We start from the raw sequence: 16,060 nt of genomic DNA on the forward strand, positions 1-16,060 counted from the left end.
GCGATACCTCAGAAGCTCACGGTGGCGGACAACCTGGCAGTACGCGGCGCGCCCTGGAACAGGTAGCCATCGCCCATGTACTCACCGGCGTCGCGCCAGTAGCGCTTGTCGAACAGATTGTCCACGGTCAGGCGCAGCACGGTTTCGTAGCCTTCCAGCTTGACGCTGTAGCGGGCGCCGGCATCGAACACGGTGTAGCCATCGACCTTCACGTTACCGGCCTGGCTCGCATACTTGCTGGCGCTGTAGCGCAGTCCGCCGAGCAGCGCCAGGCCCTTGATGCCAGGGATGCTGTAGTCGGCGTGCAGGCTCGCGCGGACCTTGGGCACGTTGATCGCCTGGTGCCCTTCGTAGCTGTCGGTGCCGCTGCCGTCGATGCGGGCGCGGATTGCCGCGGCGCTTGCCGAAACCTGCAACCGCTCGGTCAGCCGACCTGTGGCGGAAAGCTCCAGACCGACGTTTTCCTGCTTGCCCTGTTGCACGTAGGTAAAGGTGCCGTCGCCATTGGGGCGCGAGTACTGGTAGGCCTTGCTGATGCGAAACAGCGCTGCGCCCAGGCTCAGGCCCTGCCAGTCACGCTTGGCGCCGACCTCCAGTTGGCGCGATACGGTGGGTGGCAGGATCTCGTCGGCGTTGGTGGTGAACCACGCCGCTTCTCCGCCCAGCGACAAGCCCTTGCTGTAGCTGGTGTAGAGCGACACGTCCGGGCGCGGCTTGTAGATCAGCGCGACGTTGGGCAGGAACTCCCAGCGCTGGGTATGGCGCGTGGTATTGCCATCGATGTCGAAGGTCTTCTCGTCCAGGCGCACCTCGCGGCCACCGAGAATCGCCTGCCAATGTTCGCCGTAGCTCAGGCGGTCGGTGAAGAACAGCCCGTACTGGCGGCTGTCCAGACGCCGGTAGGTATGCCCGAGCGGGACGTCGGCAGGGGCGAAGTCGGGCAAAGGTTGGTAGATGTTGCCCGTGCCCACCCATTCGTTGACCGAGTCGCGTCGGTCGACGATCCGGCGCATGGCACTGCTGCCGACGGTCAGCTCGTGGCGCAGCGGGCCGGTATCGAAACGGCCATCGAGGGCTGCCTGGAGTTCGTCGTTGCGACGGGTATCGTCGGGGCTGCGGTAGTCGTAGACATCGTAGTCGCCCTCGGGGCTGAAGTAGTTGGGCACGGCCGAGCTGGCGCAGCTTGCCGCGCCATAGCAGCCCCAGGGGAAGGCGCTGTAGTCGTCGATCACCACGCGGCTGCGCGAGGCGCTGAGCTTGCCGACCCAGTTGTCGTCGAAGCGGTATTCGAAGCGGCTGCCGAGGTTCAGCGAGTCGATCTTCACAGGTTTCGACCAGCTCTGGTCGGCCAACCGGTCCTTGGGGTCGATGCCACTGGGCACCACGCTGCCGCCGAGCAACTGGTAGCCCGCCACCGAGCGCTGTTCGCGGGTTTGGTACTCGGCGTCCAGTTGCAACAGTGCGGCATCGCTGATGTTCCAGTCCACGGCCAGCGAGGCGAAGTCGCGTTTGCCGTCGGCGTTGTCGACGTAGGTGCGAATGTCCTCGTGGGCGAAGTTGGCGCGCACGCCCAGGCGCTGCTCGCTGTCGAGCCAGCCACCGAGGTCGGTGGCGATGTAGCGCTCGCCGCTGTCGTTGCTGGCCACGGTGACCGAGCGCACGTTTTCAGGCCGCTTGGTGACGTAGTTGACCAGCCCACCTGGCTCGGAAACGCCGCTTTGCAAGCCGGACAGCCCCTTGAGCAGTTCGACTTGTTGCTTGTTTTCCAGCGCTACGTTCTGCTCGCCGCTGATGGTGCTGCCGTTGATCTTGTAGCTGTTGGCCGCGTTCAGGGAAAAACCCCGCACCACGAAGTTCTCGTAGTAACCGATGGGGCGTAGCTGTCGCCGGTCGAGGCGTCGTTGCTGAGCACTTCACTGAGCAGCCTGGCCTGGCGATCCTTGAGCAACTGCTCGGTGAACACCGATACCGAGGCAGGGGTGTCGAGCAGCGGGGCTTCGCCGAAGCCGCCGACCGATGCGCGTGTGGCCTGGTAGCTGTCGGCCTGTTGGCCGCTGACGGTAATGGTATCGAGCAGTGTGGTGTTGTCCGCCCACACCACTGCCGGGCTCAATGAAAGGCTCAACAGCCCCAGCGCAAGGCCGTGGCGGTGCTGCAGGATCAGGGTTACAGCCATGAACAGACTCCTGGGCGACCCGTGGCAGGCCGCCGAAATACGGATGAACGTGTGCCTGCGCTGGCGCTTTCGCGTTGCGCCTGAGCGTTGGAGCAGGCTTCTTTGGGGAACTTCAGGTCGGAGCTGCTCCGGTGGTCATTGGCAACGCAGGGTCGGCTGCCCATTCCTGCAGCGAGCCGTCGTACAAGGAGACGTTCTGGCGCCCCAGCAGAGTTAGGGCCAGGGCCGTGGCGGCGGCAGAAATACCACCGCCGCAATACACAATCAGCGGCTGCTCGCTTTCTACCAGCGAGGCACCCAGGGCGGTGCTCAGCGCCTCGGGTGGCAGGTAGCGGCCCTGGTCGTCGAACAGCGCACGCGCCGGTCGGTTAAGGCTGCCGGGGATATGGCCACGACGGGCATAGCGGGTGACCGCGCTGCCGTCGAACAGCCCGGCGGACAACGCGCAGACCAACGTGCCCTGACGTTGCCCGTCGAGTACCGACTGTACGTCCTCACGGCTCACCCAATAGCCGGGTTTGGCCACGAGGGAAACCGGCGGGCGTGCCAGCGGTAGTTGCGCATGTTCTCCCCGGTCAAGTGGCAGGCCAGCCTCGCGCCAGGCTCTGAGCCCGCCGTCGAGCACGCGGGCGGCGACGCCGAAGCTGCGCAGCATCCACCACAGCCGTGCGGCCCAGAAGCCATCGTAGCGGTCGTACACCACGATGTGCCGGGCTGCGCCGACGCCCAGGCGCGACAGCGCAGCTGCGGCTGCCTCCGGCGTCGGTAGCGCGAAGCTGTAGGGCGCCGTGGTGTCGGCCAGGTCGCAGGTCAGGTCGGCGTGACGCGCTCCCGGAACATGCCCGGCCAGCCAGGCCGCATGGCCGCTGGTGACACGGTAATCGCCATCGAACTGCGCGGCGGCCAGTTCGACGCTGGCGTCCAGCACCAGCACGCCCGGTTGTGACAGGGTCTGGTGCAGCGCGGTGGGGGAAATCAGTAGGGCGGGCATGGGGCACCTCTCAGCGCGTACGGGCGAGGCGGTCGAGATGGCCGAGCAGGCGGGTGCCTTCGCTGTCGGCAAACCAGCGGCCATGGCCAATGAAGAAGTTGTGATAAGCGATGTCGGCGTCGCTGCGCGCGCCGACGATGCCTTGGAAGTAGTCGATCTCACCCAGGGCGAAGTCCACGTGCACCAGCGGCAGCAACGCCTTGAGCGTGAGCAGGTCAGCCTGGGTCAGCGGGCGCTGGCTGTGGTAACCGGCCAACAGGGCATCGACGGCGTCGAGGTCGGCGCTGGCGCGACCTCCTTCGTCGAGTTCGAGCCACGGGATGCAATTGCGCTCCAGCGCGGTGGCCAGGTCGTACAGGGCGAAGGTGCGGTCGCTCAGGCCGAAGTCGAGAACGCTCTGTACCTGGGCCGTGGCGTCGGCGTCGGACCATAGCAGGTTGGACGCGTGCCAGTCGTTGTGGGTCCAGAGCGCGGGCTGGTGTGCCAGCAGCGGCAGCAGAGAGCGGTGATGGGGCAGGTACAGTTCGCGCAGTGCGCGTTGCCAGTCCTTGTCGGCCAGGTAGTGGGCGAGGGCGGGCTGGTGCCTGAGGCTCTGTTCGATGGCCTGCACCGGTGCGCTGGCACCCAGCAGGCGCAGGTTGGAGACCAGTACCTGGGTCTGCCGTGCGGGTGCCGCGTAGCCCTCGGCCGCCTGGTGCAGGCGCGCCAGGGCTAGGCCTGCGGCGTGGGCATGAGGCAGGCCGAGGAACGGCGTCCAGGACAACGCCTCACGGTACAGGTCCTGGCCTTGGGCAACGGGCAGGACCTCGTAGGTCCATTCTCCCAGAGCGAGCACGCTGGCCCCATGCTGATCGAACAGCGGGTTGACCACTGGGGCGCCGCGTTGCTTCAGGTACGCCACGAAACGGTGCTCTTCCAGCAGCCAGGCCGGTTGGCGCACGCTGCGGTGGTGGCGCTTCACGAACACCGCGCCCCGCGCCGTGCCTACCAGCGCCGCAGCCGAGAACGGGCGGGGGCTGTGCCACTGCAGTGGGCCTGCAGCGCCGAGCCCAGGATAGTGGCGCAGCACCTGTTCCACATCGTCCTGGCTCAGTGCGGGCCAGTCGGCTTGCACCGGCTGCAAGCCCATGCCGTGGGCGATACGCGAGGGCGCGCTCATGCTTGCGGCTCCGCCAGATAGTCGTTATGGGTGGCACCGCGCCAGGCATCGGCATCGGCCAGCACGCCGTGCTCATGCAACCAGTGGGCATAGGGCGCGATCAGTGCTTCGCGTTGCTCGCCCCAGCGTCGCTCGTGCAGCCAGGTCGGGGCGATGTGCTGCAGCGATTGGCTGAGCAACTGCCGGGGGAAGTAGGGAATCGCCGCCTCGTACGCTTCGAGGGCGCTTTGAGGGTCGTCGGCCACGGCGCGAAAGCCTCGCTCGGTGACCGCCAGAAAGGTGCGGGCGATGTCGGGATTTTGCTCGAGCCAATGCTCCTGGCCGCCGAGCAGGTAGCTGTGATAACGCGGCGCGCCGATGTCGTCGACCGGCCACACGACCCGGCGCTCTGGCGCGATGGTGCTGTCCATCAGCGCTTCCCAGGCCCAGTAGCCGCCGAAGCTGGCATCGGCAACGCCAGCGGCCAGGTCTTCCGGGCGCAGCTCTCGCACCTTGCTGTCGACGATGATGACGGCATCGGGATCGCCGCCGTCCGCTGCTACCAGGTGGCGGACCATGGCCAGCCCGCGTGGCGTCGGGTTGAGTGCCAGGCGCTTGCCGGCGAGGTCGCGGGGGCGGCGAATGCCGCTGTCGGTCAGGGTCTGGATCGATTCCAGGCCGCGTTGGTTGATGGCCGCGACGCCCAGCAAGGGCTGGCCCAGGCTGCGTCGGACCAGCAGGCGATTGCTGGGAAACACGCCAAGGTCGGCTTGACCCTGGAGCAGGTGCTCCAGGGTGTCGCCGTGGAACGGGTCCGGTACCGAGAGTTGCACCGACAGTCCCGCATCGCGGTACCAGCCGCGTTCGCGGGCCAGGTAGAACCCGGCCGAATTCGGCCAGGGATGAAAGTATTCCAGCATCACCCGTACAACGGTCATCGATCTTGCTCCGTGGTGCCCTGAGGCTCATGAGCAGATTTAACGGGGAGGGCTCTGGTATATACCAATATCGATGGGTGCTATTTTTATGCCGCTACAGAATATGAATGGGTCATTTAATTTCTTTTTGCGGCATCTATGGGCGCGTGGTTGTTCGCGCCTCCCATGGCTAGCTGTCGAGCCAGGCCTGCGCCAGGCTGCCGCCGAGGCCTTCGCCGCTGGTGAACAACTGCCGCACGCGCTTGTCGTAGACGACCGGGTTGACCTGGGTGATCACCCCCAGATCAGGTAGGTCGGCGACCACCTGGCGCTGGAAGTCGGAGAACAACGCATAGCGCTTCTGCTCGTCGGTCTCGGTCGCGGCGGCTTCGAGCAACGCATCCACCTTCGGGCTGTTGTAGCGCGCACCATTGGAAAACGGCACCCCCGGCTGGAAGTTCTTCGACCAGTACAGCCGCTGCACGCCCACTGTCGGGTCGAACAGGTTGCTCATGCCGTTGAGGGTGAAATCGAACGCCCGGTCGGTGTACACCCGCTTCACGTACGTGGCGAAATCCTGGGTACGCAGGTTGACCTGGATGCCTACCCGCGCCAGCGCCTGCTTCAGGTAGTCGCCGGTGCGCCGGTACACCTCGCCAGCCGGCAGTGGGTCCAGGGTCAGGCGCAGGCGCACGCCATCGGCACCCTTGGCATAGCCTGCGTCCTCCAGCAGTTGGTTGGCCAGGGCCACGTCGTAGGCATAGCGCGGCAACTCGGGATCGAAGAAGCGTGTCATGTCCGGGCTGATGGGGCCGGGCAGGGGCTTGCCGTAGCCCAGGCAGATGGTCTTGCGGATGAAGTCGTTGTTGATCGCATGGGCAATCGCCTGACGTACCGGCAGCTTCTGCAGGTGCGGGTGTTCGAGGTTGAACTCGATGCGCATGATGCCGTTGATATAGGGCTCGCGGCGATCTTCCACGGCCAGGCGCGGGTTGCCTTGCAGCCTGGCGATGTCGGTGAGCGGCACGCCACCGGTGGAAAAATGCACTTCACCGGCCTCCAGTGCGGCCACCGTGGCCGCCGAGTCGCCGATGAAACGCACCACGATGCGGTCCAGGTAGGGCCGCGGGGCGTCCCAGTAATGCGGGTTACGCTCGAGGATCACATGGCTGCCGCGCACCCATTCACGGAACACGAAGGGCCCGGTGCCGATGGGCGCCGTGGCGTTCGGATGGGTTTCAGGTTTCGCCTGGCCGTACACATGCCTTGCGACGATCGGCGATTCACAGGCCGCCAGGGCGGTGATCAGGTAGGGTGCCGGTTTGCTCAGCGTCAGTTCGACCCGGTGCGGGTCCAGCGCCTTCACCTCGGTGACATTGGCGAAGGTCGCTCGCCCCCTCGGGTTCGATGCCTTCAGCGTCTGCAGCGAAAACACCACGTCATCGGCACTGAAGTCCTGGCCGTCATGCCATTTCACGCCCTGGCGCAGGGTGAAGGTGTAGCGCAGGCCATCTGCGCTGATGTCCCAGGCCGTGGCCAGCAATGGCTTGGGGTTGAGGTCGTCGTCATAGGTCAGCAGCCCCTCGGTGATTTTGCCGGCGATGTACACCGTAGGGCCGGCGGTGTGGGTCAGGTTGACCAGTATCGGCGGCTCGATGGCCACGTGCAGGTTCAGGGTGCCCCCGGCGACCGGGCCACCTTCGGCGAACGACAGGCGCGGCGACAGTTGCAAAAAGGCGGCGGATGCTCCGCCATAGGCCAGGAGTTGGCGTCGGGTCAGGCTCATGGGCAAGGTCCGTGGTCGGGGAGGGTGGGGCCGTCAAGCGTCGGCCCGGTTAGGAGTGAAGGCGTCGGTCAGGGCGTCGCCCAGCAGGTTGAAGGCGAGCACGGTGAGGAAGATCGCAAGGCCCGGGATGGCGGTCAGGTACCAGGCGGTACGGATCTGCTCGCGGCCATTGCCGATCATGCTGCCCCAGCTCACGTGGTTGGGATCGCCCAGGCCCATGAACGACAGTGCCGACTCCATGAGGATGGCCGAGGCGATCATGATCGAGGTGGTCACCACCAGGGTCGGCAGGACGTTGGGCAGAATCTCGCGCAGCATGATCCGCCAGTGGCCATAGCCCACGCTGCGCGCTGCCAGCACGTATTCACGCTGGCGCAGCGAACGGACCTCGGCGCGTACCAGGCGCGCCACCGTCGGCCACGAGATCAGCGCAATGGCGAACACCACGGTGGGCAGCGAAGGCTGCACGATGGCCACCAGCGCGACCAGCAGCACGAAGCTGGGCATGGTCTGGAAGATCTCCACCAGGCGTTGTACCGCGTAATCCAGGCGGCCACCGAAATAGCCGGCCAGCGCGCCGAGCAGCACGCCAGCCAGCACCCCGCATAGCGTGGCCAGGGCGCCGACCTGCAACGAGATGCGCGCACCATGCACCAGCCCGGCGAGCACGTCGCGACCGAGCATGTCGGTGCCCAGCGGGTAGTGCCAGTCCTGGCCCGGCCAGAGAAACGCCTCGGCCTGCATGTCCAGCGGGTCGCCGGGAAACAACCAGGGCGCCAGCAGGGCGCTGCCCAGCACGGTCAGCAGGACGATGATGGCGAACAGCGAGAGGGGGGCGCGCAGAGGCGCCCACAAGGCGATACGGCGGGTCGTGGTCATGTCCGATTCCGGATGCGGGGGTCGAGCCAGGCTTGCAACACGTCCACCAGCAAGTTGGTGACGATTACCAGCAGCGAGGAAATCAGCAGGATGCCGAGCAGCACGTTGTAGTCGCGGGCCATCACCGCGTCGTAGGCCAGGCGGCCGAGCCCAGGCAGGCTGAACACGGTTTCGATCACCACAGCGCCGCCGAGCATGCCGCCCAGGTGCAGGCCGGCCATGGTGGTGATCGGCAGCAGCGCATTGCGCAGCACATGGCGCAGGGTCACGGTCAGTGGTGCCAGGCCCTTGGCGGTGGCCGTGCGGACGAAGTCCTGGCGGGCCACGTCGATCATCGAGGCGCGGGTCAGGCGCGCATAGATCGCCATGTAGATCAGCGCCAGCGAGCAGGCCGGCAAGGTCAGGTAGCGAAGGGTGTCGAGCAGTGCCGCCAGCCCATGCAGGTCGCTGCCGATGGTGCCGGCGCCACCTGTGGGCAACCAGCCCAGCTTGACCGAGAACACCACGATCAGCATCAGCCCGACCCAGAAACCGGGTAGGGAATAGAACAGTTGCGAGGCGGCCGACAGCAGGCGGTCGGGCCAACGTCCGCGAAAGCTCGCCATGATCACGCCCAGCGTCACCCCCAACGACAACGCCAGCACCATCGCCAGCCCCATCAGCGCCAGGGTGATACCGAGGCGTTGGCCAATCAACGCCTCCACCGGGGCGCCATAGCGCGGCGAGTAGCCCAGTTCGAAGTGCGCCAGGTGGCCGAGGTAGGTCCACAGTTGTACCCACCAGGGCTGATCCAGGCCAAACTGGCTACGCAGGGCCGCCAGGCTTTCGGCGGTTGCCGAACCGGATTCACCGGCCATTACATCAGCCGCATCCCCTGGGGCCAATTGCAGCAAAAGAAAGTTGATCAGCAATATTCCAAGCACCGTGGGTACGGTATGTACCAGCGCGCGCAACAACGCCTGGCCGACGTCCATGATCTGTTTCATTAGTGTGTTCCACAAAAGGCGCAGCTATTTACACGGTTGCCGAAACGCTTTGTCAATGCGCGAAAAATGCATAAGGTTATTCAGTCTATTCTTTCTAACCTTAGATAAAAACGGTCTACCCCGAGGGTGATCGCTTAGTTGACCTGTCGAGTGACTGGCCAGTACTGTCAGCGGCCTGCACTAACCGGTTGATAACTTGGAAGATGCAAAGGCGCCTGTTTGGGCGACACTTTATAGGGAATGGTTAGTTGGGGTGGAAGGTGGGATCGATGTCCAAGTCCGAAGTGCATGTTGAGTCCGCCGATACATTGGCGCGGATCCTTGCCCAGGTACAGCTGATCCGTGGCGAGATCGCCGAACAGGCCAGCCGCCGCGACCTGCAGCGGGAGCTGCCGGTCGCCGCGTTCGAGCGCATTCGCAAGGCCGGCATAGGCACCCTGCGTGTGCCAGTGGCATTGGGCGGACCGGGTGGGCAAGTGGTCGACTACATCGAGAGCATCGCCAGCCTGGCCCAGGGCGACCCGAATGTCGCCCATGCCCTGCGGTCGCACTTCAATTTCGTCGAAGGGCTGATCCATGCGCCCGATAGCGAGAGACGGCAGGCGTTGCTGGGCAAGGTACTGGACGGCAAGCTGTTCGCCGGCGCGCACACCGAGGTGGGAGCGCCACTGGGGACCATCCTCACCCGCTTGACCCGTGAGGGCGAAGGCTACCGGCTCAATGGCCGCAAGTGGTACGCCACCGGCTCCGCCTACGCCGATTACCTGGTGTTCTCGGCCACCGATGACCAGGGCCAGGTGGTTTCGGTGCTGGTGCCTGCCGATCGCCCCGGCATTCGCATTCTCGATGACTGGGACGGCATGGGCCAACGCCTCACCGCCAGTGGCGGCATCGAGTTGGTCGATGTGCAGGTCTGGCCCGAGGAAGTCCAGCCCCGTGCCCACCAGCAGGCCGCCGGCCGTCATTGCTCGGCCCTGCGCCAATTGCACCTGGCGGCCTGCGCGGTCGGGGTGGTGCGCAACATCCGCGAAGATGCCGTGCAGTACGTGCGGCGCAGCGCCCGGGCGGCCATGCACAGCCCGGCGCAGGAGGCCCGCGACGACCTGTTCGTGCAACAGGTGGTGGGCGAGATCGCCGCCACTGCCTATGCCACCGATGCGCTGATCGGCCAGACTGCCCGCCAGCTCGACCGTGGCTCGCAGGCGTTGCTCAGCGGCGACCCGCAACTCGAACAGATATTGATCGACGGCGCCTTGGCCAACTCGCAGATGCAGGTGATCGTCGCCAAGTTGGCCTTGCGCGCCGCAGAAGTCTTGTACGAAGTTGGCGGTGGTTCGGCGACTTCACGTAAACACAACTTCGATCGGCATTGGCGCAATATTCGCACGCTGCTCAATCATAATCCGCTGCTGCATAAAGCGCGGGTGGTCGGTGATTACTATATCAATCAGAACGTGACCCACTTGCAGGAGGGGTTGGTCTTCTAGTTGCTATTCGATCAGGCTGGATCAACTTGCATCTGCGCCTGTCCGGTTCGCGTACGCCCCACCCGGTAACGCTTTACATCACACTTATTTGATCTTGGCCAGGCACGACCACCACGCCAGCAATCTATTGTTTTGCAGGTAGTCGCATGAATGCGTTGCTCCGCAGTTCCCGCTCGAACCTCGGCAAGATGGTCTCGATCGGCCTCGTTTCCTTGTATGGCCACGGCGCGCTGGCCGATGAATCGAACAGCCCTCGGCCAGCTGGCCAGCCGGCCGATGCCCTGGAGACCGTGGTGGTCACCGGTACCCGCGCCGAGAAGCGCACCGTCGCGCAGAGCCTGGCCCCCATCGATGTGATCAGCGCCGACGACCTGGCGCGCAGCGGCAAACAGAACCTGCGCGACGCACTGGCTGCGCAGGTGCCGTCCTACACCAATGACGCAGGCTTCACCGGGGCCACCGGGATCGCCGTCAAGTCGGCGACGTTGCGTGGCCTGGGCGGCAATGCGGTGCTGGTGCTGGTCAACGGCAAGCGTCGGCACAATACCGCACAGATCTTCCACCAGGCTTCGAGCACGGCCAACGGCCAGTCCCCAGTCGACCTCGACCTGATCCCCGTGGCCGCGGTCGACCACATCGAGGTATTGCGTGATGGCGCGGCGGCGCAGTACGGCTCCGACGCCATCGCCGGGGTCATCAACGTCATTCTCAAACGCAACGCCAGCGGCGGGCAGGCCAGTGCGTTGTACGGCCAGTTCGGCCAGCGCGAGGGCAGCAAGGGCAACTTCGGCGCCACCGGGCAAACCTCGATCAACCAAGGCTTCGAACTGCCCAACGAAGGGTTCTTCAACCTCAGTGCCGACATCAAGATCCAGGAAACCAGCAACGCCGCCGGCGCCGTGCCCGACCGCACCCGGATCTACCCCGGGGACGACCCGCGCGAGTACGGCAAGAGCCGTTACCGGCAGATCATGGGCCAGCCGCGGGTGCAGACCTACAACGCCTCCTACAACATGGAGCTGCCGCTCAACGAGGCGCTGGACTTTTACTCGTTCTCGACTTTCAGCCACCGCGACTCCACGGGTTTTGGCACTTTCCGCACGGCGGTATCGGCGCAGAACATCCCGGAGATCTACGCCGACGGCTTCCAGCCCAAGTTCCGCTCCGTGGAGGACGACTTCCAGGGCGTGTTCGGCCTCAAGGGCGACGACCTGCTCGGCTGGGGGTGGGACGCCTCGACCAGTTGGGGGCGCAACGACCTGAGCCTGCACAACGACGACTCGCTCAATGCCTCGTTCGGCCCGGACAGCCCGACCGATTTCGACAACGGCCAGGCGATCTTCAGCCAGTGGACCAACAACTTCGACGTCAATCGGGCGTTCGATACCGGGTTGTTCAAGGATCCGCTGCATGTCGGCGCGGGCCTTGAATACCGTACCGACACCTACCAGATCCGCGCCGGCGAGTACGCGTCCTACGCCGACGGTGGCTATATCTATCCCGAGGGCTCGCCCAATGCCGGTAAGCGCCCCAACGCCGGCTCGGCCGGCTGGGGCGGCTTCAGCCCCGCCGCCGCGGGTAGCTGGGAACGCAGCAATACGGCGGCCTACGTCGACCTCACGCAGAAATTCACCGACGCCTGGGAAGTGAGCGTGGCCGGGCGCTTCGAGCACTACAGCGATGTCGGCGACACAGCCAGCGGCAAGCTCTCGACTCGTTACCAACTGACCCCGACCCTGGCCGTGCGCGGCACCATCAACAACGGTTTCCGTGCGCCCTCGCTGCAACAGCAGCACTTTTCGTCGAGCACTTCGGCCTGGGGCACCAGCCCGATCACCGGCGAGTTGCAGCAGCAGGTCACCAACTATGCCGCGCCGGGCTCCGCCGCTGCCACAGCGTTGGGCTCGAAGAAGCTCAAACCCGAGAAGTCGCGCAATTACAGTGTGGGCTTCGTCGCAACGCCGGCGAGCAACCTCGATGTGACGGTGGATTTCTACCAGATCGACATCAAGGACCGCATTCTGCAGACCAGCTCGCTCAGTGGCCTCAACGACCCGAATATCGCCGCTATCCTCGCCGCCGCCGGCCTGGATACCAACCAGAGCGTGGTCTATTACGGCAACCTGGCCGACACCCGCACCCGTGGAATCGACCTGGTGGCCGACTACCGCGCCGAGTACGGCCCATGGGGGCGTGGCAAGTGGACCCTGACCAGCACCCAGCAGCTGCACGAGATCCGCGATATCAAGGAGCCCGATTCGCTGGCCGGCACTGGCGTGCAAGTGCTGGGGCGCGACAAGCAGGGCAACCTGGAAAGCGCCGTCCCGAAGAACAAGACGTCGTTGCAGCACACCTGGTTCATCCATGACTTCGAAGTCACCCTCAAGGAAACCCGTTACTCGTCGGTCACCGGCAAGAGCCAGTACAACGCCAACCGCGACGAGAAGATCAAGCCGGCCTTCATCACCGACCTGGACGTCGGCTACAACGTCAGCGACCAGCTCAAGGTCTCGGTGGGCGGCCTGAACATCTTCAACGAACGCCCCGAGCAGCTCTCCGCGCAGGCCAAGCTGTACTACCTGTTCCCGGTCGACAACCCGGCCTACAGCTGGTACTCGCCGTATGGCGTGGACGGTGGCTACTACTACGCACGGCTGGACTACTTCTGGTGAGTCCAGCGCCTCGGCACCTTTCCCGAACCCCGCAAGGAGGGCAAACGACCATGGCCCAGCCACACCCGCAACCTGCATTCGCGCGCAGCCAGTTCCCCACGCCGCGCGACTACCCGGACAGCCCGCTCAGTCAGGCGCTGCGCCAGCCGTTGATGCTGGGGTTGTTCCTCAACATGCAGGACATCCGCCTGAGCGACTACCCGACCTCCAATACCTGGACGTTCGATTACAACCTGGGCATCGTCCAGCAGGCCGAGGCACTGGGTTTCGACCTGGCGTTCAGCCGCACCCAGTGGCTGCCCAAGGGGGGCTACGATGGCGAGGCCTCGCTGGACTCGTTCATCGCCCTTGGCGCCATGGCTGCGGCCACCCAGCGCATGCTGCTGATCTCCACCATCCATGTGCTGTACGGCCCGCTGCACCCGTTGCACCTGGCCAAGTACGGCGCCACCCTGGACCACATCGCCAAGGGTCGCTGGGGAATCAACATCGTCACCGGGCACCGGCCGGTCGAACACGAGATGTTCGGCAGGCCGCAGATCGAGCACGACCAACGTTACCAGCTGGCTGGCGAGTTGTTCGATGTGCTCAACACATTGTGGACGCACCCGGAAAACTTCAGCTACGAAGGCAAGCATGGCTGGAAGATCAAGGACGGCTACATCACGCCCAAGCCGCTGTACGGGCGACCGGTGCTGGTCACCGCTACAGGCTCGGGGGCCGGCATCGACTTTGCGGCGCAGCACTCGGATCTGGTGTTCGTCACCAACTCTTCCGGCTCGGGTATCACCGAGGTGCTGGAGGATCTGCCGGCGCATGTGGCAAGGGTCAAGGCCCGCGCCGCTGAATACGGGCGCGAGGTGAAGGTGATCATCAATCCGGTCGTGGTCAGCCGCGACAGCGAAGCCGAAACCCGTGCTTATCTCGAGGGCATCACCGGCAACAAAGTAACCAGCACCTTCGGTACGCACACCGCCTATGCCAGCGATGCCCATGCCTGGCGCGAGCGTGGCGGCACGCGAAACACCGGCCTGGGCCTGGGCGGCAATATCGAGATCGTCGGCACGCCTGACCAGGTGGTCGAGCAATTGGCAGCGCTCAAGGCCGCAGGCATCGATGGGGTGCAGCTCAACTTCCATGACTTTGCCAAGGACCTGACCCACTTCGGCGAACAGATCCTGCCGCGGCTCAAGGCTGCCGGGCTGCGCTTGTGATGGGGCGCCGACGGGGAGAGCCTCGATGAACGCCGTGGTGCCATTGAACGACATCCGCCAGCCGTTGCTCAGCGTCGACGGCCTGCGCGTGCGCTATGGCCAGCACGCGGCCGTGAAGGGCGTGAGCTTCAGCCTGGCACGAGGAGAGACGCTGGCACTGGTCGGTGAGTCCGGATGTGGCAAGTCGACCACGGCCATGGCCATCCTGCGCTTGCTCGGTGGGCGAACGGCGCTGGAAGGGCGGGTGGATTTCGAAGGCCGGAACCTCGCCGAACTCACCGATGGGCAGATGCGCGAACTGCGCGGCAACCGCATCGCCATGGTGTTCCAGGACCCAATGACTTCGCTCAACCCGGTATTGAGCATCGGCCAGCAGATCGTCGAGGTGTTGCGCCGGCATCGCCGCTTCGGCAAGCAAGCCGCACGTGACGAGGCATTGAAACTATTGCAGCGAGTGCGTATCCCGAACGCCGAGCAACGCCTGGACGACTACCCGCACAATCTTTCCGGCGGCCAGCGGCAGCGGGTGATGATCGCCATCGCGCTGGCCTGCAGGCCGGCGCTGCTGATCGCCGACGAACCCACCACGGCGCTCGACGTGACCGTGCAGGCGCACATCCTGCAACTGCTGCGCGAACTCAGCCAGGAATACGCCATGGGCCTGTTGCTGATCACCCACGACCTCGGGGTGGTGGGGCAATGGGCCGATCGGGTGGCGGTGATGCACGATGGACGCATCGTCGAGACCGACAGCGCCGAGCGCATCTTCACCGCGCCGCGGCATCCCTATACCCAGGGTTTGCTGGGCGCTTCGTTGCGCCTGGATGCCGACCGCCACTACTTGCAGCAAGGGCTGCCGGAAATCCGTGTCAGTCGGGAGCAGGGGCAGGCGACGCGCTTCGAGTTACATCGTCCTGAATACCAGGGTTCCACGCCCACCCCGGTATTGGCCGGCAACGCGGTGCTGGAGGTGCGTGGATTGGTCACCGAGTACCGGCAGCGCCAGGGTAAGGTGGCAGCGGTCAACGAGGTATCGTTCGTCATCCGCCCTGGCGAGACACTGGGCCTGGTGGGCGAGTCCGGTTGCGGCAAGTCGACCTTGAGCAAGACCATTCTCGGCCTGATCGCCAGCAGCCACGGCGAGGTGCTGCTGGACGGTCAGCGGGTAACCGGCCTCAGCGACCGCCAGTGGCGCGCGCATCGGCCAGTGGTGCAGATGGTGTTCCAGGACCCTTACGGTTCGCTCAACCCGCGGCACAGCGTATACAGCATTCTCGACGGCGTGCTGCGCCAGCATGGCGAGCGCTCGGCGCAGGCACGCAGCGCACGGATTCTCGACACCCTGCAGCGGGTCGGCCTGCCGGCCGAGGCGGCGTGGAAGTACCCCCACGAGTTCTCCGGCGGTCAGCGCCAGCGTATCGGCATCGCCCGGGCACTGATCCTGCGGCCCAAACTGGTGATTCTCGACGAGGCGGTGTCGTCGCTCGACGTGTCGGTGCGGGCACAGATCCTCAACCTGCTGGCCGAACTCAAGCACGATTTCAACCTGTCCTACCTGTTCATCTCCCATGACCTGGCGGTGGTCAAGTACATGGCCGATCGTGTGCTGGTGATGCACGACGGTCGCATCGTCGAGGAGGGCGGCTGCGATATCTGGCAGCACGCATCCCACGCCTATACCCGCACGTTGATCGGCGCCGTGCCGGTACCGCGCTTCAGCCACGAGGCGGTGCCTGCGCAGGGCTTTCCCTATATCGATCCGACCTGGCATTCGTTGCCGGTGACGGTCCTGTTATCGCGTTTCGCCGTCTAGA

Annotated in this window: 10 protein-coding genes and 1 pseudogene; 4 read left to right on the forward strand and 7 right to left on the reverse strand. The window is 65.2% G+C overall.

The window, feature by feature from the left end:
- Positions 1-8: 8 nt before the first annotated feature.
- From E6B08_RS11670 to E6B08_RS11700, 7 genes and pseudogenes are all read right to left on the reverse strand, one after another.
- A pseudogene (locus tag E6B08_RS11670) lies at positions 9-2,176 on the reverse strand (TonB-dependent siderophore receptor).
- Positions 2,177-2,288: 112 nt separating this feature from the next.
- On the reverse strand, positions 2,289-3,167 hold the full coding sequence (locus E6B08_RS11675) for a sulfurtransferase (protein WP_136914136.1): 879 nt from the start codon (positions 3,165-3,167) through the stop codon (positions 2,289-2,291).
- 10 nt (positions 3,168-3,177) lie between these two features.
- Positions 3,178-4,326 (reverse strand): phosphotransferase enzyme family protein, encoded by a 1,149-nt coding sequence (locus E6B08_RS11680; RefSeq protein ID WP_136914137.1) that lies wholly within the window; start codon positions 4,324-4,326, stop codon positions 3,178-3,180.
- Positions 4,323-5,243, reverse strand: coding sequence for an ABC transporter substrate-binding protein (locus E6B08_RS11685; RefSeq protein ID WP_136914138.1), 921 nt, complete (start codon positions 5,241-5,243; stop codon positions 4,323-4,325). The genes E6B08_RS11680 and E6B08_RS11685 overlap by 4 nt, the downstream gene beginning before the upstream one ends.
- A gap of 169 nt (positions 5,244-5,412) precedes the next feature.
- Positions 5,413-7,008, reverse strand: coding sequence for an ABC transporter substrate-binding protein (locus E6B08_RS11690; protein ID WP_136914139.1), 1,596 nt, complete (start codon positions 7,006-7,008; stop codon positions 5,413-5,415).
- 33 nt (positions 7,009-7,041) lie between these two features.
- On the reverse strand, positions 7,042-7,887 hold the full coding sequence (locus E6B08_RS11695) for an ABC transporter permease (RefSeq protein WP_136914140.1): 846 nt from the start codon (positions 7,885-7,887) through the stop codon (positions 7,042-7,044).
- Positions 7,884-8,873 carry an ABC transporter permease gene (locus E6B08_RS11700; protein WP_136914141.1) on the reverse strand — a complete coding sequence of 330 codons (990 nt, stop codon included), beginning with the start codon at positions 8,871-8,873 and terminating at the stop codon, positions 7,884-7,886. Before E6B08_RS11700 ends, E6B08_RS11695 begins: the two co-directional genes overlap by 4 nt.
- Positions 8,874-9,142: 269 nt before the next feature.
- Here E6B08_RS11700 and E6B08_RS11705 point away from each other — a divergent pair, with 269 nt between their 5' ends.
- The 4 genes from E6B08_RS11705 (at position 9,143) to E6B08_RS11720 (ending at position 16,059) form a co-directional block, all read left to right on the forward strand.
- Positions 9,143-10,360 (forward strand): acyl-CoA dehydrogenase family protein, encoded by a 1,218-nt coding sequence (locus E6B08_RS11705; protein WP_136914142.1) that lies wholly within the window; start codon positions 9,143-9,145, stop codon positions 10,358-10,360.
- Positions 10,361-10,506: 146 nt separating this feature from the next.
- Complete coding sequence (locus E6B08_RS11710) at positions 10,507-13,032, forward strand: TonB-dependent receptor plug domain-containing protein (RefSeq protein WP_238349325.1); 2,526 nt, start codon at positions 10,507-10,509, stop codon at positions 13,030-13,032.
- A gap of 50 nt (positions 13,033-13,082) precedes the next feature.
- Entirely contained in the window at positions 13,083-14,246 is a 1,164-nt protein-coding gene (locus E6B08_RS11715; protein ID WP_136914143.1) for an LLM class flavin-dependent oxidoreductase, read from the forward strand.
- A 25-nt stretch (positions 14,247-14,271) separates the two neighbouring features.
- Positions 14,272-16,059, forward strand: coding sequence for an ABC transporter ATP-binding protein (locus tag E6B08_RS11720; RefSeq protein WP_136914144.1), 1,788 nt, complete (start codon positions 14,272-14,274; stop codon positions 16,057-16,059).
- Position 16,060 lies beyond the last annotated feature (1 nt).

Source organism: Pseudomonas putida (assembly GCF_005080685.1).
Taxonomy (GTDB): domain Bacteria; phylum Pseudomonadota; class Gammaproteobacteria; order Pseudomonadales; family Pseudomonadaceae; genus Aquipseudomonas; species Aquipseudomonas putida_V.